The sequence below is a fragment of the Peribacillus sp. NPDC097264 genome, assembly GCF_050277925.1.
Lineage (GTDB): Bacteria > Bacillota > Bacilli > Bacillales > DSM-1321 > Peribacillus.
The window spans coordinates 80,755-106,138 of sequence record NZ_JBNNSR010000009.1 but is presented as its reverse complement, the minus strand read 5'-3'; the positions used below and the strand labels follow the sequence as shown (position 1 = coordinate 106,138).

General features: G+C 41.2%; 25 protein-coding genes. 22 read left to right on the top strand and 3 right to left on the bottom strand.

The features are described 5' to 3' along the window. Positions 1-82 precede the first annotated feature (82 nt). The 3 genes from ACQKL0_RS15530 (at position 83) to ACQKL0_RS15520 (ending at position 2,629) form a co-directional block, all read left to right on the top strand. Entirely contained in the window at positions 83-1,069 is a 987-nt protein-coding gene (locus ACQKL0_RS15530) for a Gfo/Idh/MocA family protein (RefSeq protein WP_427688467.1), read from the top strand. A 110-nt stretch (positions 1,070-1,179) separates the two neighbouring features. Continuing rightward, positions 1,180-1,488 (top strand): iron-sulfur cluster assembly accessory protein, encoded by a 309-nt coding sequence (locus ACQKL0_RS15525; protein ID WP_427688465.1) that lies wholly within the window; start codon positions 1,180-1,182, stop codon positions 1,486-1,488. 19 nt (positions 1,489-1,507) lie between these two features. Further along, positions 1,508-2,629, top strand: coding sequence for an NADH-dependent flavin oxidoreductase (locus ACQKL0_RS15520; protein ID WP_403123671.1), 1,122 nt, complete (start codon positions 1,508-1,510; stop codon positions 2,627-2,629). Between the two features lie 58 nt (positions 2,630-2,687). On the opposite strand, the gene ACQKL0_RS15515 is transcribed toward ACQKL0_RS15520, so the two are convergent. Continuing rightward, a complete protein-coding gene (locus ACQKL0_RS15515) occupies positions 2,688-3,467 on the bottom strand; it encodes a CPBP family intramembrane glutamic endopeptidase (RefSeq protein ID WP_427688463.1) in 780 nt (259 codons plus the stop codon). Between the two features lie 592 nt (positions 3,468-4,059). Here ACQKL0_RS15515 and ACQKL0_RS15510 point away from each other — a divergent pair. The 16 genes from ACQKL0_RS15510 (at position 4,060) to ACQKL0_RS15435 (ending at position 21,023) form a co-directional block, all read left to right on the top strand. Next, positions 4,060-5,709, top strand: a complete 1,650-nt coding sequence (locus ACQKL0_RS15510) for a SulP family inorganic anion transporter (RefSeq protein ID WP_402955938.1) — start codon at positions 4,060-4,062, stop codon at positions 5,707-5,709. An 81-nt stretch (positions 5,710-5,790) separates the two neighbouring features. Beyond that, positions 5,791-6,204 (top strand): MerR family transcriptional regulator, encoded by a 414-nt coding sequence (locus ACQKL0_RS15505; RefSeq protein WP_402987537.1) that lies wholly within the window; start codon positions 5,791-5,793, stop codon positions 6,202-6,204. Between the two features lie 158 nt (positions 6,205-6,362). Continuing rightward, on the top strand, positions 6,363-7,877 hold the full coding sequence (locus ACQKL0_RS15500; RefSeq protein WP_402987540.1) for a carboxylesterase/lipase family protein: 1,515 nt from the start codon (positions 6,363-6,365) through the stop codon (positions 7,875-7,877). Between the two features lie 37 nt (positions 7,878-7,914). Continuing rightward, positions 7,915-9,201 carry a kynureninase gene (gene kynU, locus ACQKL0_RS15495; protein ID WP_427688461.1) on the top strand — a complete coding sequence of 429 codons (1,287 nt, stop codon included), beginning with the start codon at positions 7,915-7,917 and terminating at the stop codon, positions 9,199-9,201. A 14-nt stretch (positions 9,202-9,215) separates the two neighbouring features. Then, positions 9,216-10,565: an amino acid permease gene (locus tag ACQKL0_RS15490; protein WP_402867871.1), complete on the top strand. Its 1,350-nt coding sequence runs from the start codon at positions 9,216-9,218 to the stop codon at positions 10,563-10,565. Between the two features lie 16 nt (positions 10,566-10,581). Then, a complete protein-coding gene (gene kynA / locus ACQKL0_RS15485; protein ID WP_402867872.1) occupies positions 10,582-11,427 on the top strand; it encodes a tryptophan 2,3-dioxygenase in 846 nt (281 codons plus the stop codon). Positions 11,428-11,450: 23 nt separating this feature from the next. After that, the gene (gene kynB, locus ACQKL0_RS15480; protein WP_427688459.1) at positions 11,451-12,077 is read left to right on the top strand and encodes an arylformamidase; all 627 of its coding nucleotides are present in this window, start codon (positions 11,451-11,453) and stop codon (positions 12,075-12,077) included. A 16-nt stretch (positions 12,078-12,093) separates the two neighbouring features. Next, the gene (gene nadD, locus ACQKL0_RS15475) at positions 12,094-12,747 is read left to right on the top strand and encodes a nicotinate (nicotinamide) nucleotide adenylyltransferase (RefSeq protein ID WP_407407143.1); all 654 of its coding nucleotides are present in this window, start codon (positions 12,094-12,096) and stop codon (positions 12,745-12,747) included. 353 nt (positions 12,748-13,100) lie between these two features. Then, positions 13,101-14,135: a sulfate ABC transporter substrate-binding protein gene (locus ACQKL0_RS15470; protein ID WP_427688456.1), complete on the top strand. Its 1,035-nt coding sequence runs from the start codon at positions 13,101-13,103 to the stop codon at positions 14,133-14,135. Between the two features lie 73 nt (positions 14,136-14,208). Beyond that, the gene (gene cysT / locus ACQKL0_RS15465; protein ID WP_402867876.1) at positions 14,209-15,048 is read left to right on the top strand and encodes a sulfate ABC transporter permease subunit CysT; all 840 of its coding nucleotides are present in this window, start codon (positions 14,209-14,211) and stop codon (positions 15,046-15,048) included. A 57-nt stretch (positions 15,049-15,105) separates the two neighbouring features. Then, the gene (gene cysW, locus ACQKL0_RS15460; protein ID WP_402868547.1) at positions 15,106-15,945 is read left to right on the top strand and encodes a sulfate ABC transporter permease subunit CysW; all 840 of its coding nucleotides are present in this window, start codon (positions 15,106-15,108) and stop codon (positions 15,943-15,945) included. A gap of 11 nt (positions 15,946-15,956) precedes the next feature. Continuing rightward, positions 15,957-17,021 carry a sulfate/molybdate ABC transporter ATP-binding protein gene (locus ACQKL0_RS15455; RefSeq protein ID WP_402867877.1) on the top strand — a complete coding sequence of 355 codons (1,065 nt, stop codon included), beginning with the start codon at positions 15,957-15,959 and terminating at the stop codon, positions 17,019-17,021. 522 nt (positions 17,022-17,543) lie between these two features. Beyond that, positions 17,544-18,914 carry a PcsB-like coiled-coil domain-containing protein gene (locus ACQKL0_RS15450; protein ID WP_427688454.1) on the top strand — a complete coding sequence of 457 codons (1,371 nt, stop codon included), beginning with the start codon at positions 17,544-17,546 and terminating at the stop codon, positions 18,912-18,914. A 210-nt stretch (positions 18,915-19,124) separates the two neighbouring features. Further along, entirely contained in the window at positions 19,125-19,583 is a 459-nt protein-coding gene (locus ACQKL0_RS15445) for a hypothetical protein (protein WP_427688571.1), read from the top strand. Further along, a complete protein-coding gene (locus tag ACQKL0_RS15440; RefSeq protein ID WP_402867878.1) occupies positions 19,571-19,870 on the top strand; it encodes a YxcD family protein in 300 nt (99 codons plus the stop codon). Before ACQKL0_RS15445 ends, ACQKL0_RS15440 begins: the two co-directional genes overlap by 13 nt. Positions 19,871-20,045: 175 nt before the next feature. Beyond that, positions 20,046-21,023 carry an aldose 1-epimerase gene (locus ACQKL0_RS15435; RefSeq protein ID WP_427688452.1) on the top strand — a complete coding sequence of 326 codons (978 nt, stop codon included), beginning with the start codon at positions 20,046-20,048 and terminating at the stop codon, positions 21,021-21,023. A gap of 42 nt (positions 21,024-21,065) precedes the next feature. Here the strand turns inward: ACQKL0_RS15435 and ACQKL0_RS15430 are convergent, their stop codons facing one another. After that, on the bottom strand, positions 21,066-22,454 hold the full coding sequence (locus tag ACQKL0_RS15430; protein WP_407407150.1) for an amino acid permease: 1,389 nt from the start codon (positions 22,452-22,454) through the stop codon (positions 21,066-21,068). Positions 22,455-22,925: 471 nt separating this feature from the next. Here ACQKL0_RS15430 and ACQKL0_RS15425 point away from each other — a divergent pair, with 471 nt between their 5' ends. From ACQKL0_RS15425 to ACQKL0_RS15415, 3 genes are all read left to right on the top strand, one after another. Continuing rightward, the gene (locus ACQKL0_RS15425; RefSeq protein ID WP_402867881.1) at positions 22,926-23,093 is read left to right on the top strand and encodes a DUF2292 domain-containing protein; all 168 of its coding nucleotides are present in this window, start codon (positions 22,926-22,928) and stop codon (positions 23,091-23,093) included. Between the two features lie 189 nt (positions 23,094-23,282). Beyond that, on the top strand, positions 23,283-24,071 hold the full coding sequence (locus ACQKL0_RS15420; RefSeq protein ID WP_427688450.1) for a serine hydrolase: 789 nt from the start codon (positions 23,283-23,285) through the stop codon (positions 24,069-24,071). Between the two features lie 125 nt (positions 24,072-24,196). Then, positions 24,197-24,769 carry a YdcF family protein gene (locus ACQKL0_RS15415; protein WP_427688448.1) on the top strand — a complete coding sequence of 191 codons (573 nt, stop codon included), beginning with the start codon at positions 24,197-24,199 and terminating at the stop codon, positions 24,767-24,769. A 56-nt stretch (positions 24,770-24,825) separates the two neighbouring features. Here the strand turns inward: ACQKL0_RS15415 and ACQKL0_RS15410 are convergent, their stop codons facing one another. After that, positions 24,826-25,086: a hypothetical protein gene (locus tag ACQKL0_RS15410; RefSeq protein WP_402867884.1), complete on the bottom strand. Its 261-nt coding sequence runs from the start codon at positions 25,084-25,086 to the stop codon at positions 24,826-24,828. Between the last annotated feature and the right edge of the window lie 298 nt (positions 25,087-25,384).

The window sequence follows — 25,384 nt, the reverse complement described above, 5'->3', positions numbered from 1 at the left end:
TTTTTGGCATTTTTCTTTATTTTTTTGCAAAGTCTGGTTATATTGAGGACAAAGTCTGTTTATTAAAAGGAGAATCTAGCGAATGATACGTTATGGGATTATCGGTACAAATTGGATTACAGAGCGTTTTTTGAATGCGGCAAAACACGTGGAAGGCTTTTCATTAAATGCGGTCTATTCGCGCACAGAAGAAAAGGCCAGGGATTTTGCAGATAAGTATGGAGTTAAACATACATTTACGGACTTGGAGGAGATGGCGAGCAGTTCCGAGATTGATGCGGTCTATATAGCCAGTCCCAATTCTCACCATAGTCGCCAGGCAGTCATGTTTTTACAGCAAAAGAAACATGTCTTATGTGAAAAACCATTGGCTTCGAACGCCGATGAAGTGAGGGAAGTGATACAGGCCGCACAGCAAAACGAAGTGCTGCTCATGGAAGCGATGAAATCAACGGTCATGCCAAGTTTTGAAAGCCTAAAGGAAAACATCCATAAAATTGGTGAGGTTCGCCGTTATCAAGGAAGCTACTGTCAATATTCTTCCCGGTATGATTCGTATAAATCAGGTACCATACTGAATGCATTCAACCCTGAGTTTTCAAGCGGCTCTTTAATGGATTTGGGTATCTATGCCGTTTATCCGCTTGTCGTTTTATTCGGTAAACCGAATAGGATCCAGGCATCTGGAACATTACTAGAGTCAGGAGTTGACGGTCAGGGTACCATCCTCCTTTCATACAACGACATGGAAGCCATCGTGATGTTTTCCAAGATCACTGAATCTACTCAACCTTCAGAAATACAGGGAGAAGCAGGTACCATCCTCATCGACAAAATTTCCAGTCCGAACGAAGTGGATATTTGCTACCGTGATGGAACAAGGGAGAGTCTCTCGGTTAAACAGGAGTTCCCTCCGATGTATTATGAAGCGAAGGAGTTTGTAGAATTGATCCAGCAGGGGAAAACGGAATCGGATAAGAATACATTTGCCCATTCGTTATGGTCGATGGAAATCATGGATGAAGCTAGAAAACAGATAGGTGTCATTTTTCCCTCAGACCGAAGATAAGCATTTTATTAGACATGATTCGGCAAAAAGCGTATAAATGGATGTTACAGAATGCCTATTTTTGGGTAGATTTTTAGTACATAGAAATTTCAGATGTTGGAGGAATTAATATGAAATGCAAGATTAATCGAAATGCAGCAAAGGTCTTACAAAAGATGTTGAGTAGCGAAGAAGCGGAAGGGAAAATGATTCGGGTGTATATCACGCATATGCACGGCGATCATGCCCACTATGAGATGAAGCTTGATGTTCCGACGGAGCATGATGAAATTGTCAAGACGGATAAGGATATCGATATACTGCTGGATTCACGTGAAAAATTCTTGGACGGAGTATGGATTAAATATTTTTATGTGCCAGAAGAAGGTTTCGAAATAACCAATCCTTCGAAAGAACCTCATGGCCATCACCATCATTAAAAATTAGGGGGAATTAGGCATGACAGAATTATACGAAAAGCTTTTTCAACCATATAAATTCTCTTCTGGGGTCGAAGTGAAAAACCGTATCATGCTGGCACCGATGACGCATTATTCTTCAGATGACCAAGGATACGTGACGGAAGAGGAATTAGCTTATTATGCAGAGCGTTCGGCAGGAGTGGGTACGGTAATCACAGCGTGTGCCTATGTAATTGCAGGTGGAAAAGGATTCCCTGGCCAATTCAGTGCTGATGATGATGCATTCATTCCATCACTCCGAAAAGTGGCAGAAACCATTCAAGGCAAAGGGGCCAAAGCCATTTTGCAAATTTATCATGGAGGTCGCCAAAGTCCGCCGGATTTATTACCAGATAATCAACCTGTTTCTGCAAGCAGCGTTGCTTCAAGCGAGGGTGCACCTGTTCCTCGTGAAATGACGGAAGATGAAATTCAAGAAGTGATTAAAGCGTTTGGAGAGGCAACGAGAAGAGCCATCGAAGCAGGATTTGATGGTGTCGAGATTCATGGGGCGAATACATATTTACTTCAGCAGTTCTTCTCTCCTCATTCCAACCGTCGCACAGATAAATGGGGGGGAACGCTTGGAAAACGTATGATTTTCCCACTTTCCATTGTTAATGAAGTAGAAAAGACTGTGGAAGAGCATGCGAAAAATCCGTTTGTCATCGGCTACCGCATTTCTCCGGAAGAGGGTAGCGAGCCTGGCATCACTTTGGATGATACGCTTCAATTCGTAGACCGGCTTGCGAATCAAAACCTGGACTACATCCATGTATCGGTAGGCCATTTCTGGAATGGCTCATTCCGTGAGAGTGATAGAACGGAATCGAGAATCGTTAAAATATATGAAAAAGTGGGCAATCGGATTCCAGTAATCGGAGTAGGGGCCCTTCATACACCTGAAGAAGTGGCAGAGGCCATGGAAACGGGCGTTCCTTTTATTGCACTTGGCAGGGAGCTGCTTATGGAACCGTACTGGATTGAAAAAATCAAGGCCGGTAAAGAAAAGGAAATACGCACGACACTTTCGAAGAAGGATCAAGATGAATTGGTCATTCCAGATCCCCTTTGGGAAAAATTAATCAATGTAAAAGGCTGGCTTCCAGTCGTGGATTGAGTATGAATAATAAATGAGCCCGTCCTTTGTTAAGGACGGGTATTTTTTTGGATGAAATTTATCTATCGATTGTAACCGATGAATGAGAATGAGAGCTTATCTTCTTTTTTCTAAACATAAGCAAACCAATGATATAAATGATGAGAAAAGCTATTAAAATAATATCCGTCATTCGTATCGTGGCAACATCTGATACAATTCGACCGGTATATTGCAAAAGGTTATGGAGGAAGTGAAAGATGATCGGAATGATGATCGATTGAGTTTGAATAACGAGTAAAGCTAAGACGAGACCTATTAGTAATGCATAGAACACTTGTATGAAAATAGAAAAGGATGGATTTTGAAATGCCTGGGCAAAGTGCCCAATCCCGAAGAATAAACTTGAAATGATGATGGCCTTGATCTCTCCCTTTGGTAGGAGGATCTTCAGCATCAAGCCACGAAATACGGATTCCTCGACAAAGGCATTTGTCATAATCCCCAAACTTAATAAGACTAGATAAGAAAAGGATTGAATGGACACTCCTTCGTTGAAGATGACAAGAAGGATTAAAAAGAAGAGCAAGGGCGTATATAAAACCCATTCCCGGACGGATAGCTTCCGGAGTGAATGAAAATAAAAGGTGCCCCATCGATTCTTTATAGTAAAATAAAAAATCAAGAGGAGTGCTAGCGGAATGAAGCCCATAAAAGGCGCAATGGGGTTACTCATCTTTGTTATTTCAGTGATGGCAGCCCCTGTTGAAACGAAAAGCAAAGTGATGATTTCAAGTCCGATAAGAGTTAAATAAGGTCGTTTGAACGTCATTTCATTTTTCATTATATAAGTCATCATCTCCCCTGGTTTGTGTTAAATATTCGTTGCTCGATTGGATTAATCCTGCTACCTTTCAGGCTGAAGATTAACATACAAGGCGCCGAAAGAAATCAGCTTATTTCTTTTGCGCCTCTTTTATTCGCATCTCTACCATCGTTACTCAATACGAAGACGACAAGCCCTTTCATTTGTCCAGTTTTTGTTTCAGGTATATGGACTCGCATTCTATCTTCCTAAAACTCATTAATAGGTCGGGCACCTAATTTACTAGTGTAGAGGGATGGTCCTATTTTGTAATCAAAACGTAATGAATTGTAAAGAATTGTTTACAATGTAAGTAATGTACAGTTTTACGTTTTACTATATAATATGGGAACATGGTTCGAAACCATGAATAAACCCGACAAAGGAGATTACATATGAGAGTTACTTCTTACAATCTATCAAATCCTCAAAGGGTTACCGTGAAAAGAAAACTCCCCTTACACTTTTTCTTTTTCTAAGATGTAAGGCGACTACGTCGCTACCCCAAAATATGTACACCTACTTTTTTTCAATAACCGTTTTCAATAGAGTGGACTAAAAAAATGAAGGATGTGAGGGTGAATTTATGATGAAGGATAGTAGATTCCAAGGATACAACATGAAAGGATTTCAAAAAGACCTGACGGCAGGCCTGGTAGTGGGAGTGGTAGCCATTCCCCTTGGACTAGCTTTTTCCATTGCATCCGGAGTGGAACCCATATATGGCTTGTATACGACGATCATTGCAGGAATTCTCATTTCGCTTTTGGGTGGGTCTAAGTACCAAATTGGTGGGCCGACTGGAGCCTTTGTTCCATTACTATTTGGAATCGTCATGCAATACGGTTACGAAAGTCTTCTCATTGCCGGGTTTTTAGCCGGGATTATGTTGGTGGTGATGGGACTGCTTAAATTAGGGAATATGATGAAATTCATTCCCCGCCCCGTTATCATTGGTTTTACGACAGGCATTGCGATCATCATCTTTTCCGGCCAAATTGCTAACTTCTTAGGCATGAAGGTGGAAAAGCATGAAACGTTTTTAGCTAATATGAAAGAATTGGTGGTTAAAGCAGATACGATAAATGTCTATAGCATAGGTGTGGCACTAATATGCTTTATTGTGATCCTGTTAGCACCGAAAGTACTTCCACGAGTACCAGGACCTCTTCTTGGATTACTTGTTTCCACAGTGGTAGCCTTCTATTTCTTCCCTAGTAAGGTGGCTACGATTGGATCTACATATGGAGCGATTCCAAGAGGTTTCCCTGAATTTAAAGTGCCAGAGCTTTCGGTGGAAATCATTATCAACCTTCTCCCAGTGGCGATTACAATCGCATTATTAGGTGGAATTGAATCATTGTTATCGGCAACCGTGGCAGATAACATGGGTGGATCAAAACACGATAGCAATAAGGAATTAGTCGGTCAAGGCATAGCCAACATCGCTACACCATTCTTTGGCGGAATCCCGGCTACAGGTGCTATTGCCAGAACGGCCACGAATATTAAGACTGGGGCCGTTTCACCAATGTCAGGGATTATCCATGGAATCGTGGTCTTGATGGTCCTGCTCGTCTTATCTCCTTATGCCACACATATTCCTTTAGCCAGCATGGCGCCAATCCTCATGTTTGTCGCTTGGAACATGAGTGAACGGAAGGAATTTGCCCATGTCTTAAAAACAAGGTCGGCTGATTCTGTTGTACTGTTTGTGACATTTCTTGTCACTGTTTTAACGGATTTAATCATGGGTGTCGGTATCGGTTTATTGATTGCCTTCATCACCTTTATCATTAAGATGAGCCACTCATTAAAGATCAGGGAAAGAAGTCACGAAGTTTATCCGGAAATTATTCCAACGACTGCAAGCTCGGATTCAAGAATCGATGTTTACAATTTGGAAGGTCCCTTATTCTTTGGATCCATTGATGTACTGGAATCTAATATTTTGGAAAATTTGGATAATAAGACGGGCGTTTTAGTATTGAGCATGCGAAGGGTATCCTATATGGATACGTCAGCCGAGGCCGCTCTGCTGGCCATTGTCAATCGAATAAGGAAATATAAAGGGAAATTAGTCATCTCCGGAATTCAGCAACAACCTAAGGAGTTGCTAATAAGTACCGGGTTATATCATAAAATAGAAAAACAGCATTTCTTTAAATCCAAGGAAGAAGCTTTATATTTTGCCAAGCAATATGTAAATGTCAAATCAGATCAAGTAGTCTTATAGATGTAACCCTAAAGTCATCCTTTCGGCTTTTTATGGTATAGTTACCGTAATGAGAGATTATAAAAGAAGGTGACTGTCTGGATGGATTTATATCGGATTGGCCAGCTTGCTGAACTAGCTAATGTATCAAGGAGAACCATAGACTATTATACACAATTGGGATTGCTCACCTATGAGAAGACTGGATCGAGGTATCGATATTATACGAAGGATGCGCTCAATCGACTTAGTATGATCGATCGATATAAAGAGCAAAACATGCCGTTGACCGAAATCAAGGAGCGGCTGCAGATCTGGTCTGACAAACCTGTGGATTCGGGAGAGGTACTAGCAAAAGTCGATAAGATTTCTTTAAACCTGAAAGAACTGGAGCGGGAAGTTCTTGAATTAAAGCCACTCTTGGAACAGCTGGATGAACAGCAACTGAAGTTTGCTGTTCATCAGCTCTCCCTAAGAGGCGGATCTTTGATTAGTATCATGAACGCGCTTACATGAACAAGAGTTTTTCCTCATTCAAAAAAGACCACTTTGGTCTTTTTTTATTTTTTCCGTAGCTTGTAAGAGTAATAAAAACTTTTTTTCGGCAAAGGGGAAGGAGATAGGGGAATGGGAAAAGAAGAACTATAATATATAGATTCAGAAAGGGTGAGTGGATGATTGGTTCAATTGTAACGACGGCAAAAGGGCATCTTCAAGGAACCGTAGAAAATGGTGTAGGCGTTTGGAAAGGCGTCAGGTATGCGAGAGCTCCAATCGACGAATTGCGTTTTCGCTCCCCGGAGCCTGTTGAAAGATGGAACGGTGTCCTGGATGCAGTCAATTTCGGCGCTGTGCCACCACAACCTTTGGAAAGGGCAGCCAGGATGGGGATGACAGGCAGTGAAGAAATGGATGAGGATTGTTTATTCCTGAATATCTGGTCTCCTAATGCTGATGATCGGAAGCGCCCGGTCATGGTTTGGATTCCAGGTGGAGCATATATTACGGGATCGGGTTCGATTGATATGTACAACGGTCATGTGTTAGCCAAAACAGGAGATGTAGTGGTTGTAAGCATCAATTATCGGTTAGGTGCTTTAGGATATTTGGATTTTACGGAGTGGAATCATGAGGAGGAACTCTTTGATTCCAACCTAGGTTTACGTGACCAAGTCGCTGCGTTGAAATGGATAAAAGAGAATATTGTAGCATTTGGAGGAGACCCGGAGAATGTTACGGTATTTGGTGAATCAGCTGGTGGAAATGCCGTTACGACTTTACTCACAGTACCTTCTGCAAGAGGGCTTTTTAAACAGGCCATTGCCCAAAGTCCTGCTCCTACTTCAGTTTACGGAAAAGGTTTTGCACGACAGTTCAGTAAGAAATTTCTCGATATTCTCGGGATTGAAGAGAATGAAGTCGATGTGTTAAAAACACTTCCCGTCCAGAAAATCGTTACAGCTTCATATGAATTATTACAGCAAAACTCTCAAGATCTCCCTGGTTCGCTTTCTTTTGGTCCAGTCGTTGATGGTGACTTTTTACCTGACTATCCATTGGAAGCCATTCGTTCAGGAGCCACTGCTGGAATTCCCCTTCTTATTGGTACAAATAAAGATGAAGCGACTTTATTTGACCAAATGGATCCCCCGTTAATTCCGACAACCGAAGAAATGATTCATAAGATGTTCGAAAATACAGATCCTGAAGCGGAGGAGCGAATCACCAACGCTTACCTAACCTTCCCTAATAAAGAGGCTACCCTAGGCTTGGGGCGTGATGCGACTTTTCATATGCCTTCGGTTTGGTATGCAGAGGCATACAGCCGTCAGGAGAAAACATGGATGTACCGCTTCGATTACCAAACCCCCTCTTTAAAGTTTAGCAAACTAGGGGCGACGCATGGGATGGAGATTTTATATGTTTTCCAGACTTTCGATTCTATAGTTGGAAAACGGATTACTGCCTTTGGCGCTAAGCGTGCTGCCTTGAAATTATCTCGACGGATGCAAGGTCACTGGATTAACTTTGCGAAATATGGGAATCCCAATCCGCCGGAAGGAGAAGTCTGGCCGAAGTATGACGAAACGAATCACTATACGATGATTTTTGATAAAAGGGATTATATAGAAAAGGATCCCAATAGGGTTCACCGGTTGGTTTGGGAGGGTGTAAGAATATATAAATGAAAGAAAAACAGCATGGAAGAAACGGAGGAAAATAAACATGGATACATATCATTTTCAGCCAACGAAAGAGTTTGCAGGAAAATTGGACCAATGTGATGCCTTAGCCATTTATCGGAAGGAATTTTACTTGACTCCCGGGACCATCTATATGGACGGAAATTCATTGGGACTATTATCGAAGCGGGCGGAAAAAAGTCTTTTGAATTCATTGGAAGACTGGAAGAGATATGGAATCGAGGGATGGACGGAAGGTGATAACCCTTGGTTTTATTTCTCTGAGAGATTGGGAGAGTTGAGTGCCCCTTTGGTGGGGGCGTCAGGTGATGAAGTAATTATGAGTGGCTCGACGACAGGGAACCTTCATCAGCTGGTGGCAACTTTCTTTGAACCGAAGGAAGGACGGAACAAGATATTGGCCGATGAGCTGACGTTTCCGAGTGATATTTATGCGCTTCAAAGCCAGCTTTTGCTACACGGGCTTGATCCGGAAACACATTTAGTGCAGGTGAAAAGCCGTGATGGTAAACTTCTTATGGAAGACGATATCATTGCCGCGATGTCAGAGGAAGTAGCCTTGGTCGTGTTGCCAACGGTTTTGTACCGCAGCGGACAGATTCTGGATATGAAACGATTAACAAAGGAAGCGCACACTAGAGGAATCATCATTGGGTTTGATGGGTGTCATTCAGTGGGTGCTGTTCCACACCAATTTGACGAGTGGGAGGTCGACTTTGCATTTTGGTGTAATTATAAACATTTGAATGGAGGACCGGGAAGTGTTGCAGGCTTATATGTCAATCGAAAACATTTCGATAAAAGGCCAGGGTTGACTGGATGGTTCGGGTCAAAAAAGGATGAACAGTTCGACATGAAACACTCATTCTCCAAGGCTGATTCAGCAGGGGCCTTTCAGATCGGAACGCCACATATATTAAGTATGGCTCCACTAGTCGGTTCGCTTGAAATGTTTGCCGAAGTGGGTATCGAACAGATTCGTACAAAATCTTTGCTTTTGACACAATATTTTATGGACTTGATTGACTCTGAACTTATGGAGTATGGGTTTTCATTCGGGAACCCTCGAGATGATTTTCGAAGGGGGGCTCATATTATCCTTGAGCACCCAGAAGCAGCACGGATATGTAAAGCGTTGAAGAATGAGGGCGTCATTCCGGATTACCGCGAACCGGATATGATCCGGCTTGCACCTGTCTCCCTCTATACCTCCTATCAGGAAGTATGGGAAACGGTCCAGGCACTAAAAAAAATCATGCAAGGGAAGTTATATGAGAGTTATGAAAATATACGGGGAATCATTGCCTAGTTTGGAAAATAAACATGGAAAATAATAAATTGAAAAGAGAGTTATCAACCAATCAAATCACGATGATCGCAATGGGATGTGCGATTGGGACCGGCTTGTTTTTAGGGAGCGGTCTAGCGATATCGATAGCCGGTCCAAGCGTATTGATTAGCTATGCTGTCGGTGCGTTCGTTGTTTTGTTATTAATGGGATGCTTGGCGGAAATAACGGTCGCTTATCCAACTTCCGGATCCTTTGGGACGATTGCCGAGAAGTACATCAGTCCACTTGCAGGCTTTCTTGTCCGATATTCCTACTGGATAGCCAATGTCCTTGCCATTGGGGTCGAAGTCAGTGCAATCGCTGTTTATATGAAATACTGGTTTCCTGATGTACCAGGGAGTGTGTGGATTTTTCTTTTTGCCGCCTTACTCATCTATGTAAATGCAACCAGTGTCAATACTTTCGGGAATTTTGAATATGTATTTTCCTTGATTAAAGTCAGCGCCATCGTCATTTTCATCTTACTGGGAGCTTATGTTTTGATTGGTGCCGAACCAGCCTCGGGAATGGGGATGGAGAACTATGTGAATGCAGGGGGGTTCATGCCTTTTGGTTTTTGGGGATTATGGGTGGCTGTTTTCATTTCTCTCTTCAGCTTTTTAGGGACAGAAATGATTGCAGTGACTGCAGGAGAAGCCAAAGATCCTGATATCGCTGTACCACGAGCCTTGAAGGCAACCGTTTTCAGGCTGTCGACTTTTTACGTACTGACAATCGGCATCATGTTGATGATCGTTCCATGGCAGGAAGCGGGCGTTGAAGTGAGCCCATTCGTGAAGGTCATGGAAATATTAAATATCCCGGGAGCCTCCGGAATCATGAATTTTATCATTTTGACGGCAGCTTTATCAGCAATGAATAGTCAGCTGTATGCTTCCACAAGAATGATCTTTTCACTATCCGAACAAAGGCAGGCACCGCCTTTCTTTAAGAAAGTGAGTCGAAAAGGAGTACCGGTCCGCGCCTTGCTCATCTCCACATTGGGTATTTTTCTGGCTGCGGGGATAAAGGTCATTCTTCCCGATACATCTTATGCATTCATGATGGGGATATCGATGTTCGGGGCCATTTTCACTTGGTTCATGGTGTTCATCTCCCATCTGTTTTTCAGGCGAAACTGGGAAAGAACAGGGGGGCGGAAATTACCTGTCAAAATGTACGGTTATCCTTATTTAACGATACTTGGAGCGGTTTTTCTATTGGCCTTAACGGTAACAACCTGGTTTACCGAACCCTTTAAAATCGTTTTGCAGTTCGGTATTCCTTGGTTGATCTTTCTATGGCTCACATACATGTTGATGATGAGAGTAAAAAGAAGATAAAGGGAGTGACGCATGCATGGATAAGGAATCAATCGAAGAAAGTCGCTTGGAAGAAGGAATGGTAACGAATTTTGAAAAAGAGATGTCCTACGGTGACTATCTGAATTTGGACCAAGTATTATCGAGTCAGAGGTTGCTTTCCGGTCATCATGACGAAATGCTATTTATCGTTATCCATCAAACCAGCGAGTTATGGATGAAATTGATTCTTCATGAATTGACTGCGGCTACGGAGCATATCACGGAAGGAAGATTGGAACCTTCCTTCAAGATGCTATCACGGATTTCGAGAATTCAACAGCAGCTCGTTCAGTCATGGAATGTGCTCTCGACCTTGACCCCATCCGACTATATGGAGTTCCGGGATAAACTCGGAAACTCATCGGGCTTCCAATCCTTTCAAAACCGAATGATTGAAAGTGCAATGGGACAAAAAAACAAGCCAATCTTGGCCGTGTTTCGTCATCAGCCTGACCTTTATGAATCCCTGGTGTCCGAGTTGAATAAGCCCAGTATTTACGATGCGGCAATTGGAGCCTTGGCCGCGAGGGGGTTTTCTATTGAAGAATCGATGTTGAACAGAGATTGGTCAGAACCTTATGTGGAAAACGAGAGTGTCGAGAAAGCCTGGCTCGCGGTGTACAGGGATGTACATCAATATTGGGATCTATATGAATTGGCTGAAAAACTGGTGGATATCGGCAGTCAACAGCAGTTCTGGAGATTCAATCATATGAGCACGGTGGAGCGGATTATAGGACAGAGAATGGGAACTGGAGGTTCTACTGGCGTGAACTATTTAAAGAAGGTAGTGAATCAGCCATTTTTCCCCGAACTCTGGACACTTCGGACAAAATTGTGAACGGAATGATTGGAGAGGTAACGATGCATAAATGGAAAGATATTTCTCAGCCGCTTAATGAAAATACGCCATATTGGCCAGGAGATACACCATATTCCTATCGCTTGAATGCTGAGATAGCCAAGGGATCTTCCGTAAATGTTGGCGAAATTCGCATGAGCACACATTTAGGTACACATATTGACGCACCTTTTCATTTTGATGAAGAAGGAAAGAAAATCCTGGAGCTGGACTTGGATTTATATATCGGGGAAGCACTTGTCGTCCAGGTCGATGTCGATAGAAGTATTGGGATAGAAGCTTTAGTTGACATCGAATTGAATGGGATCGAGAGATTATTGCTGGCAACGGGGAAGTGGAAGGACCTCAGCCAATTCCCTGATGCAATTCCGGCAATCGAACCGGGCTTAGCCTCCTTCTTAGCTGAAAAAGGGGTGAAATTGCTCGGATTGGATTTGCCTTCCGTCGATTATCTCGACAGTAAAGAATTACCTGCTCACCATGCCCTGGCAAGTTGCGGGATTCACATTCTTGAAGGCCTTGTTCTTCAAGGCGTAGAACCGGGTCTGTATGATTTGGCCGCACTGCCACTCGCTTTGGAGAAGGGGGATGGCAGTCCGGTCAGAGCGGTGTTGAAACGAAAGGATTAGGTGAGGAGAGATAAGGATGAGCAAAATCGGTATTTATGGATCTTCCTTCGATCCTATTACGAATGTACACTTATGGACGGCATCGACCATTGCGCATCGAGCCAAGCTTGATAAAGTCATTTTTTTACCATGTGCCAATAATCGGATTGATAAACAGATGAAAACAAGCAATGAGCACCGCTGTAATATGCTAAGTCTTGCCATCAAGGATAATCCGTTGTTTGAAGTGAGTGATTATGAGATATATGAACGAGCAGGAATCAGCAAACAGTATACATGGTATACGATGGAGTACTTTAAAGCGCAGTATCCGAAGGATGAGGTATATTTCATCATGGGGGCCGATTTGCTTCAAGATATGGATAATCAGGAATTACCGGTGCATCTTCGCTGGAAATTCAGAGAAAAATTGATTGCGAATCATAAATTCATTATCATGGCCCGAGAAGGAATAGATATGCTCAAGGTCATCTCCAAAAGCCCTTTACTGAGAAATTATGATAATGGCAATACATTTCACCTAATTGATAAAGGTCTTTCCATGGAGATCAGTTCAACATATATAAGAGACGAGTTCAGCATGGGCGGAGAGCCAAGATATTTACTGCCAGATGTTTGTTATCAGTATATTGTAGATCATGGACTCTATAAAACAACTCAAAATGTTTAAGGAAGGGGCCCAATCACTTAGGTGATGTGGGCTCTTTCCTTTTTTATTTAACTCGTGTGATTTAGATTGAAAATGAAATTTAATCACAATATTATAAAAAGTTGAAGCGGTGCTAAACGTAATAGTATAGGGCTTTTGGAAGGGAGCATTCTTAACGGGAATGCTTAAAACGGTCTGGAAGACAAATAACACAGTTGACAACTTGGGATACTTTGCTTTAAGGTAGGGATACGTAAAAAAGAAAACAGAATATTTGCTGATCAGAAAACTGAAGGCATACTATTTCCTAACTTTAAATGAGGAAGTAGTATGCCTATTTTGTTTAAAGAAAGTTAAAAACAGGGGGAAAGATTATGAAAAGGTTATTGGCGTTTTCAAGTTTGGTTTTAGCATTTGGGGTGCTAGCCGGTTGTAGTTCCGAAAAGACTGAAGGAAAAGAAGGAAAGCCTAAATCCGTAGAATTACTGAACGTGTCCTATGACCCGACCCGTGAGTTGTACCAAGAATATAATAAAGCATTCGCGAAACATTGGAAGGAAGAATCAGGTCAAGATGTTACGATTCAGCAATCGCACGGAGGCTCTGGTAAGCAAGGAAGAGCGGTCATTGACGGATTGGAAGCGGATGTCGTGACGCTTGCATTGGCTTATGACATCGATGCCATCAATGAAGCCAGTAAACTTTTGGAAAAAGATTGGCAAAAGCGCCTGCCGGAAAATTCAACACCTTACACGTCAACCATTGTATTTCTAGTAAAAAAGGATAATCCGAAAGGCATCAAAGATTGGGATGACTTAATCAAAAAGGATGTTTCCGTCATTACTCCAAACCCAAAAACAAGCGGGGGGGCAAGGTGGAATTATTTGGCTGCATGGGCATTTGCCGAGAAGAAGTTCAATGATGATGAAGCGAAAGTAAAAGAGTTCATGAAAAAACTTTATCAAAATGTGGAAGTGTTGGACTCCGGTGCTAGGGGTGCCACGACTACATTTGTGGAAAGAGAAATCGGTGACGTACTAATTGCTTGGGAAAACGAAGCGTATTTAACGCTTGAGGAATTCGGCGATGATAAATATGAAATCGTCAATCCTTCCATAAGTATTTTAGCCGAACCTCCAGTGGCGGTAGTCGACAAAGTGGTTGAGAAAAAGGGAACGAAGGAAGTGGCGGAAGCATATCTAGAGTATTTGTATACGGATGAGGGGCAAGAAATTGCGGCTAAGAACTTCTATCGACCAAGGGATGAAAAGGTTCTGGCAGACCATAAAGAACAGTTTGCCGACATTGACATGGTAACGGTTGATGAGAAGTTCGGCGGCTGGAATGAAGCCCAGAAGACCCATTTCAATGATGGTGGTACATTCGACGAAATATATCAACCAAAATAAGTGTAGAGGGGAAGAGGGATGTTTGATTCTTCTTCTCCTTCACTAATTAAGTAGAAAGAGCTGGGGAGATACCATGAATATTGTGACTGAAGTCAAGCGGAAGAGAAAAAGGACGATACCTGGTTTTGGGTTGGCGATGGGATTGACATTACTGTATTTATCCATCATCGTCTTGATTCCCCTATCCATGGTTTTTTTAAATACATTTTCAATGGGAATGAAGGATTTTTGGGAGACCATCACTGAACCAAGAGTTGTTGCCTCCTATAGATTAAGTTTTCTGACGGCTTTAACTGCGGCATTTGTGAACGCAGTTTTTGGCGTTTTAATTGCCTGGGTTCTGACACGTTATGAGTTTCCAGGGAAACGGATCATCGATGGCCTGGTCGACTTGCCTTTTGCCCTTCCAACGGCAGTTGCCGGCATTACGTTAACCACTTTATACTCACCGAACGGGTGGATTGGACAGTTTTTTGGATTCAAGATTGCCTTTACCCCTATCGGGATTATCATTGCCCTCATTTTTATTGGTCTTCCCTTCGTTGTACGAATGGTTCAACCCGTGCTTGAAAATATAGAAAAGGGGATGGAAGAAGCATCTGCTTCACTAGGGGCAAACCGAATGCAGACATTTATTAAAATTATTTTTCCTGAATTGATTCCCGCAATCTTGACGGGGTTTGCCCTATCATTTGCGAGGGCACTTGGCGAATACGGATCTGTCGTGTTCATTGCCGGCAATATGCCTTTTAAGACAGAAATTTCCCCTCTTATCATCATGACGAAGCTTGAACAGTATGATTACCAAGGGGCAACCGCCGTGGCGACGGTTATGCTTGTCATTACATTTCTGATTTTGCTCACCATTAATATCTTGCAATGGTGGACTAGTAGAAGATATTCCGCAAAATAGGAGGGGACCGTGTTGGCCAATCATCATCCTGTGGCTACAGAGCCAAATAAACCAGTCATCTTAACAAGAAACGCTACGAAGGAGCCAAAACTTATCCAATGGACCCTTATTTCCATTGTATTGCTATTCTTGACGCTTTTTTTGGTCGTTCCGTTGATTGCTATCTTTGTAAAAGCCTTTGAAAAGGGAGCGGAAGCGTATGTTGCGGCGATTGCTCACCCAGATTCTTTGGCTGCCATTAAATTAACGTTGATCGTTGTCCTGATCACTTTACCTTTGAATGCCATATTCGGGGTAGTGGCGGCATGGACGATTACAAAATATGAATTTAAAGGGAAGAACTTTTTAGTTACGTTGATCGATCTTCCATTTTCCGTGTCACCGGTCATTGCCGGTTTGATATTCGTCCTATTATTTGGTCTGAATGGAGCGCTTGGTCCATTTTTGCAGGCGTACGATATAAAAGTGATATTTTCCATACCGGGCATTGTCATTGCTTCCCTATTCATTACCTTCCCTTTTATAGCACGGGAATTGATTCCACTTATGCAAAGCCAGGGAACCTCTGAAGAAGAAGCCTCCCTTACCCTTGGTGCTGGCGGGTTCAAGACTTTTTGGTATGTAACGTTGCCCAATATTAAATGGGGCTTATTATACGGAATCATTTTGTGCAATGCGAGGACGATCGGGGAATTTGGAGCCGTATCGGTTGTATCAGGCCATATACGCGGCATGACGAACACGATGCCACTTCATATTGAAATCCTATACAATGAATATCAATTTTCAGCGGCATTCGCCGTGGCATCGTTAATGTCCATTTTTGCAATTATAACGTTGGTTTTAAAGAGTCTAATAGAATGGAAAACGGACCTGAAATCTACAAAAGCTAGGTAGGGGGATGTACAATGAGCATCATCATTGAAAACGTTACAAAATATTATGGGTCGTTTCAGGCCCTACAAGATATCAATCTAGAAATAAAAAGTGGGGAGCTTGTTGCGTTACTGGGTCCCTCGGGTTCGGGGAAAACTTCGTTGCTCCGCATCATAGCTGGTCTTGAACAGTCAGAAAACGGACATATATTATTTAATGAAGAGGATTACACAAACAAGCACGTGAAGGATAGGAACGTCGGTTTTGTCTTCCAGCATTATGCCCTTTTCCGAAACATGACCATTTTTGATAATGTTGCATATGGTTTAAAGGTACGGCCCAGAAAAACAAGACCTAGCAAAAAAGCAATTGAAGAAAAAGTTACGGAACTGCTCCAACTGGTTAAACTGGAAGGATATAAAGATCGCTATCCCTCTCAATTATCCGGGGGCCAGCGTCAGCGCGTGGCTTTAGCCAGGGCACTGGCCGTAGAGCCAAATATTTTGTTGCTCGATGAACCATTTGGGGCACTGGACGCCAAAGTCCGTAAAGAACTTAGGCGTTGGTTAAGAAAGCTGCATGACGAGTTCAATGTCACGAGTGTCTTTGTAACACATGATCAGGAAGAAGCGATGGATGTTGCCGATCGGGTCGTCATCATGAATGAGGGGAAAATCGAACAGATTGGAACACCAGATGAAGTATACGAACATCCAAAGAATCCATTTGTTTATGACTTTCTCGGCAGTGTTAACCTATTCAAGGGAAAGGTCCATCAAGGAAAGCTTGCAACGGGGAATGTGGAAATTCACGTACCGGATAGTGAGGACGGAGATAGCACAGGATATGTAAGATCTCATAACTTCATTATCGAAAAAGGTCCATCCAATGTCGATTCGATTGAATCCGTCATCGATCATATTCATGCAATCGGACCGATTGTCCGTATTGAAGTGATTCGTCAGGACATTCAGGAACCGCTCGAAATCGAACTTACAAAAGACCAATTTAATCAGCTTTCTTTAAAAAAGGGAGATATTGTGTTTGTTCGTCCAAAAGAGTTGAAAGTTTTTGTTGACTATATGGCCGGAATCTGAAAATGTAAATGAATCATGCCGATAAGAACTCCCTTTGTGAAACAGAAAAAATGTAAAAAAAATATGGTCCGGAACCTAATCAAGGTTTCGGGCCATATTTTTTTAAAAGTGATAAGTTCCTTTTTTTGACAATGTCGAATCTATTGACTATCATAAGTTGTGGTTCTTCTATACTAATAATTGGATAGATTATCATGTGGGAGTTTGTCGTTTTACTAGAAGGGATTTGTCAAAAATTGGTCTATATATCTCGTATAAATGTCGAAAAAATATGTTTACTGTTAAAAATGAAATATAAATGTAATATTGCTATTACGTATTTGACAAAAAGCGGTGATATACTACGTATTAGGTAATGAGCTCAAAGAAATTCTGTATTTTATGTAATATGAAATCAATCCTAGAAAAGTACATAATGCTTTTAAAAAATAGAGAAGAGATTCCTGTGGTTCAATTTGATTGCTATTTTCTTAGATAGAAAGAAGTGGGTCAATTGAATTGCTAGGGAAGAAAGTAGGGGAAATGAGTTTGAAGAAAAAGTTAATCGTATTAAATACCACTATTATGCTCGGTTTAGGAAGCATTTTTGCCGCACCGATGGTCAATGCGGAATCTGTTTCAGATATTCAATCAGAACGTGCCGGAATTCAATCCGATATTTCAGATGCTGAAAAAGTCATTCAGGACTTACAGAAAGAGCAAGCGAAAATGGATTCCCGGATTAAAGAAATCGTTAATGCAATGGAAGAAAACGATAAAAAAATCAAGAAAACCAATATAGAAGTAACTGAAACGGAAAAAGATATTGATTCATTGAAAAAAGAAATTACTGCTTTAGAGGAAAGAATTGCAAAACGCGAAGAAATCCTAAAGGAGCGTGCCCTTTCTTTCCAAGAGAGCGGCGGTGACGTTAATTACCTTGAAGTAGTTTTAGGATCTACTAGTTTCCGTGATCTTGTTGACCGTGTAGGAGCAGTTGCGGCTATCGTTGAAGCAGATCAGGAGATTCTTACTCAGCAAGAAGCGGATAAAGCTGAGCTAGAAGCAAAACATGAAGAAGTAGAGAAGAAATTACAAAGCCTTAAAGAGATGCAAGTTGACCTAAAAGGTATGAAATCTCAAATTAAGGAACAAAAAGCAGCTAGTGTAAAAATGAAATCTAAACTTGAAAAGAAACAGTCTGAAACAGAAGCTCTTAAAAAGGCCCTACAAAATGAAGATGCAGATTTAGCGGGCAAATTAGCAACGATTCGTGAAAACATTAAAAAAGAAGAAGAACGTAAAGCGGCTGAAAAGGCCGAACTAAACCGTGTGGCGGAAGAAGTTCAGAAATCTTCTACTAACCATGTAGATGATCATGTAGATAGCAATGTAGCGCCTTCTACTAGTTCTTCTAAAAATGAATCATCATCAAGTGCACCAAAAAGTGCACCAAAAAGTGCACCGAAAAATAATGTTTCAACAACTCCAAAGAGTGAAAGCAAGGCTACAGCAGCGCCAAGCACAGCTAACGTAGGTTCTGCAATCACAGCAGGTTATAAATACATCGGTAATTCAACATATGTTTTCGGTGGCGGAAGAACGGCATCCGACATTGCTAACGGCCGATTCGATTGTTCAGCATTTGTTGCATGGGCTTACAAACAAGCAGGTGTTAGCCTACCAGCAAGCACAGGTGCCTTGACAAGTGCAGGAAAGCAAGTTTCAAAAAGCCAGATGCAACCGGGAGATTTAGTATTCTTCAACACGTATAAAACTGATGGACACGTTGGTATTTACGTTGGAGGAGGCAAGTTCATTGGCTCTCAAAGTTCAACAGGAGTGGCTGTTGCTAACATGAGTAGCGGATATTGGGCAAGTAAATTCAATGGCCGTGTAGTTCGGGTGAAATAATAGTGTCTTAATGGGCAGGGTGATCATCACCCTGCCCATTTTTTATAAAAAATACGGATAAAAACAAAAAAAGTGAAACTTATTTTGATTAATATCGTAAATACTATTAAGATGAAATAAGGATAGGTGATGTGGATTTAACTTGTAAACTTACTGACATTTAATGAAACAACATTCCTACTACTAAAAAATGGAGGCAAAAAACACATGATGAAAAAAATTATGGCTGCTTTACTAACTATCACATTAGCTTTCTCGCCAGTTGGTGCGTATGTATTCCAGGACCATACACAATCCGCCGATGCAAGGGGTTATAAATCCGGGAAAAGAAGCTTCAACAATAATAACTCGAATAACAATACGAATAACAACTCGAATTTCCAAAATAAACAAACGAATAAATCCGATGCAAATACAAACAAAGCGAAAACCGATACAAAAAGCGGCAACTCATTTACTAAGGGCGGCTTAATGAAAGGAATCATGCTTGGAGGGCTTGCAGGTTTACTTTTTGGTAGCCTATTTGCCAATATGGGAGCTCTTGGTTCCATTCTTGGACTATTAGTCAACGTTATTGCGATCGTTGCCATCGTGGTCATTATCCGCAAGATTTTCGTTTACTTCCAAGATAAGAAGAAAAAAGAGGATCCAAACCCATGGAGAGGCTAAGAATTTCCGAACAAGATATCATTAATGCAGTATGTGTATACATTGCTCGTAAAAAGCAGGTCGAGCCCAATGAAGTGGAAGTTGAATTGATGTATGATGATGATTATGGCTTCTCAGCTGAAACGTTCGTTGATGGCAGGAAGCAAGTATTGATCACGATCAACTTGATCGAAGCGCTTCGATTATGGCTGGATGAATACTTAAATATCGACCCATATTCAGGCATTGAGCTTGTCTTGGATGACGAAGAAGGCATAGTCGCCTTAATAAGCGAAAGCAATAACTAAGCAAAAAAAGGATGTTCCTAGGGGAGCATCCTTTTTTTATCTATTTTAGAGGCCAAGTGGCCAAGTTATATTGGAAAGAATCAGATTATGGAAAAGTGGTGAGCGCCAGTTGTCAAAAGGGTACTAGACTAGTAGGATGAGTGTAAGTATATGGAATCTAAGGGGAGGAAAGAAGATGGAATCCTATATAAAAGACCAGATGTTTTTAAATGAAGAGGCTATAATCTTTGGCAATGAAATCATTGAAGCAATGATCGTTCTAGCTTTGGGAAGTAATCTACTATCGCTAAAATCCAAGAAAAAAGATGTAGATATATTGAGGACTCCAAAGTCGTTGGATGACTACAAAAAAGTGCCGATCCTATACGGCATGCCAATCCTGTTCCCGCCTAACCGCATAGAAGATGGGACCTTTACATATAAGGAAACAACCTATACATTTCCGGTAAATGAATGGGAGAAGCACAATCACATTCATGGTTTTTTGCATGATAAGCCTTGGAAGGTCCTAAAAAGAGAGGCAGGCAAGGAGGGAGTCGTAATCGTTACGGAATTTTTGAGCAGTGATTTTCCTTCCATGTATCCGCATTTTCCTCACGAGTTCAAAGTGAACATGACGTATATAGTAAAGGAAGAGAGACTGGATATCCAAATGAACATTCACAATATCGGTCGCGAGTCATTTCCGTGGGGTGCAGGGTATCATACGATCTTCAATTTTCCGTTTATATCAAGAAATGACTATTCGGATTGCGAGATTTCCTTGCCCGTAAATAAACAGTGGGAGCTGAATGGAAGGTCATTGCCGACTGGAAAATACATCACGTTGCCAAATAAGGATGAAATTCAAAGGAGGATAATAGGAGAGGGACGGGAATATGATGACATTTTTAGCTATGATGAGGAAAAAAACCGAACAAATGAAGCTGTCTTAACCGATCCGAAAGCTGGTATACAAGTGCGTTATCAAGCGGATCGCCGTTTTAAATATTGGGTAGTGTTCAATGAGGACGGGTTCTTGTGTCCCGAGCCTTACACATGGATCACGAATGCCCCCAATCTGAAATTACCAGTGGAAGTAACGGGTTTGCAGGAGTTGCAACCAGGAGAATCCATACATCTGGATACAAAAATAATTCTGGATGAAATATAGAAAACGCCCTGGCATATTAATTAATGCCAGGGCGTTTTCCTGTTAAGCTCTCTTCCGCATCCAAAGCGGGTATAGAACAAAGCCTAGAACATATAAATAGATACCTAACATGAACGTTTCCATGTCGGCTGTGCCTGTCTTGATGACCCATATGGAGTATATCAATGCCAGGAAGGTGATGATGCCGTCGCGAGTCCTGGATCCCTTCATGATATCGTACGTTTCTCCAGTCAAAACTAACTTTAATTGATACAAAGTTGATACGAGATAAGGGACCAAATAAGCAAGAGTTGCAACGATCATGGAAAATTTGTATGCGACTAAGATGGTTCCTGAAATAGTGGAAAACAAGAACAGCTGCGTCATTAAATTCGTTATCGTCATGGAGCGTACCGGCGTTCCATTTTTATTTGCCTTTGCAAAGTAAGCTGGGAATATATCCGATTTCGCTGCTTGATAAGGAACTTCCGATGCAACGACGACCCACCCTATCGTTGAACCTAATAAGCAAATGACAGCTAGTGCTCCCATAAGATATGTGCCGCTGGAACCGGCCACAGTCTGTAAAGCATCGACTAGTGGTTTCTGAGATGCCCTCAATTCCTCTTGCGATAAAGCACCCATCGTCAAGATGGTAATCCCTATATAAATGGCAACAGCGATAAGCAAGCCAATGATCGTCGCCTTTTTGACATCATTCTGTGATTTCGCACGGTTTGAAAGCATAACGGCTGCCTCGATGCCGATGAATGCCCATAAGGTAGAAATCGCTGCATTGTTAATTTGGGAACCTAAGGAAAATGATGTACCCGCTTCGTTATAAAATTTAGCGCCGTCTCCCAGGTTAGAAGAATCAAAGATGAAAATAGTAACGATGATGAAAAATAAGAAGCCAATCACTTTTGTGACTGTTGCGACAAGGTTAAGTTTACCAGCACCATTAAAACTTCTGACTAAAATGAAGTGTATGCCCCAAAGTGCCAAGCTACAAACACCAAATGTTAGTGCCTTACCAAGTTCAAGGTCAAATGATCCTGCTGTATAGAGCACTTTCGTACTGTGCATGACTGGGAAAAACGTCGATAAATAACCTGCGAATGATATGATGACGGAGGCCGTAGCCGCCCAGTTAGCCGCCCAATAACCCCAGGCCATGCTATATCCAGCAAATCTGCCTTTTACAGGTGATTTAAATAATGATTGTGCATAACTTTGTGGTCCGGCTTTCAAATCTGGTTTTCTCACAGCCAAGTTACCGAAAACGAGTGCTATTAAAAATACTCCCAAGCCCGTGACAACCCACGCCATCGTGGCTCCCAACGGACTTGATACTTGCGCCAATTGGGCAGGAAGCATGAAGATACCGCCGCCCACCATATTGCCAACTACAAATGTGGTTAGGATCAACAATCCCCATTTATTATTTTTCATATTTATAATCGAACCTTTCTATAGGACAATGATTGTAATGTTCAATGAAAAACTTATTTTAAAATAGTATATCGTAAATAGTTTAGTTTGGTAAAGTGCTAAATAGGCAGAATAAAATATACGAATTAGTCGGAATATTATAAAACGTCATTGACAAATAATGAAAGACGGATTATAGTAATAATACCAAGTTTATAGGTAAGGATAATAAAGTATAGTTTAGTGTGTATTAAGCCATCGTCTTTTCCTTAGTATGTTCGATTACCAGCCATAATGACAAGCAACTCTCATAATGCCGATTAGTCAACTAAAGGCACCTTTCCATCTAATAATAGATAAAAGGTGCCTTTATCTTTTGGAAAAGAAGAGAAGGATGGAATGATTTGACCGCTAGTATAGAAAGCGTTAGAGGTAGATCGATCGTTCCTTTATCATGGGTTTTCTTCATAAACATTATTCAAGGGGGCCACTATGGAAAAAAAAGAGGAGTTAAAAATCAAACATATCATTTCCAGTTTGGAAGAACTGCAATATGGGTCAGTTATCATAACCGTGCATGATGGGGAAATCACCCAGGTAGATACCACCGAAAAGAAGCGGTTTCCAATAGTGAAAGGAAGACCGATGAAAGCAAGATAAGATTATAATGTACCTGAAAAGGAGCTTTCTCATCGAATGCTCTTTTTTGTTTGGGAATTTTAATGCCTTTTTACGTTCTATCTTGAAAATAAATCAATAAAGCATATATAGAAGATAGTGATGCTTTTACATGGTAGAATTAGTAAGGTGTTACATAATTAATGAATCGTTAGAAGGGAAGGGTTAACCATGTCTTTACAAACCATTGAACACAAGATTTTGGATGCAGTGGGATCATTTAATGGACGCATTGCTTATAAAATTGAAAATAGTGATGGGGAATCCATCGCATATCATGAGGATGAATCTTTCCAATCAGCCAGTTTGATTAAAATTCCGATGATTATTGAAGGATATCGTCAGAGCGAAGAAAAGAAGATTTATTTGAATCAGCCGGTGACGATCCCGCCTGAAGAAGTGACGGGTGGATCAGGGGTTCTGCATGTTCTATCGAATAAAGTCTTTTTAACGGTTGAAGATCTTTTGTCATTGATGATTACAGTGTCCGATAACACGTCCACCAATATGATGATGACCTTGCTTGGCCAAGATGAAATTAATCAGTGTATAAAGGATCTTGGACTTAAACAGACTATTCTTCAACGGAAAATGCAGGATTTTAAAGCGTTGAAAGAAGGCCGGGATAATACCATCTCCGCAGCGGATACCATTACCTGTCTAAAGGCGATACATACTGGAGACTTTTTAAAGAAAGAGAACCAGGAAAAAATATTGCGTATAATGGATAATCAACAGTTAAGGGATAAGCTTCCGTCACAAATGGGTAAGGGTGTGAAAGTGGCAAGTAAAACGGGGGGGATTCGTGGTGTCGCCCATGATTGTGCGATCATCCGTTCAGACAAACAAACCGTCTACGCCGCAGTCCTGACTGAGGACATGAAAACCGAGGAAGAAAGCCGTCAAGTCATTAGTCTAATAGGAAAGTGGATTTACGAAGACATGATGGGGGAAGCTTAAAACTTCTAGTACACTTTTAATTTCACCTTTTTGTCAGATTAATAATTTATTGATTGCTCCACTTTTGTAATGTAGTTTGGAATAAAAAGGGAAAATGGTAAGCGAAAAAGAAACGGAGCGGTACTATGAAAAAGGGGATAAAGCTTGGCGGTATGGGTATGGTCGTGCTGCTCGTATACTTTGGAATCTTACATATGAAGATCATGGAAAGCAGCCATCAGCCAATCCCTGAAGATGCGGGATACCTTATCGTTTTAGGAGCAAGAGTAAAAGGGAATGTTCCATCTTTATCATTACAATACCGGATTGATAAGGCAGCAGACTATTTAAAATCGAATGGAAGTACGGTGGCCATCGTCTCTGGTGGCAGAGGTCCTGGAGAAGACATTTCAGAAGCCGAGGCAATGAAACAAGGGCTTATCAACCAGGGAATTGAAGAAGGAAGAATCATCATGGAGGACGAATCAACATCAACCAGTGAAAATATTGCTTTCTCGAAAGAGTTCATTCCGGATCCTTCATCGATTGGATTGATTGTGTCGAATGATTTTCATCTTTATCGAGCCGTGAAAATGGCTGAAAGAGAAGGATTGAAAGTGACAGGGGTTCCTGCAAAGACGCCGCGAATCGTTTTAGTGAAATCATATATCCGTGAATACTTGGCCATAACAAAGTACTATTTGACCCAACTGTTTTGAGACGTTCATTCAATATTTATGAAATGCCCCCTCGTGAAAAGGTGGGCATTTCAAATTCACTCGACTTCCACTACTATATTAGGCACCTCCCAGAACTCATTCTCTTGATAGATTTGCTCAATCGTCTTATAAACAGGGTATCCAATATAGGAAACCTCAACTTTTTCTTCAGCATCGACTTCTTCTATATCTATATCATCAACAAAACCAAGTTGATCATCGATCTCCATTAAATAAAAGCCAAGCGCTTCATAATCGCTACTGGCGGCAATGACCTTACTATCGAATCCTCTATTCGAGACCTTATAATATTTCATTAATAAACCTCCTATGTTGTTTAATCTGTACGAAAGTAAAAGAACGGTTTCTTATACTCTGATATACCCCTAATTAAAAATCTAAATCATATAATTGGAAAAATTATGAAAAGCAAAAGAGCGGGCAATCTCTTCATAATTATTTGCTAGTGGCCTTTTATGAAATAACAAATTTAATTCTCTGCAGCGTAGTTGCTATTTTTATCGTTTCGTGTTATTCTAATAAAGAATTGTTTTTGGTAATGAAAAAAGGTATTAGTATCTTCTTGAAAAATCAAAAATAGTAATACAATGTGTG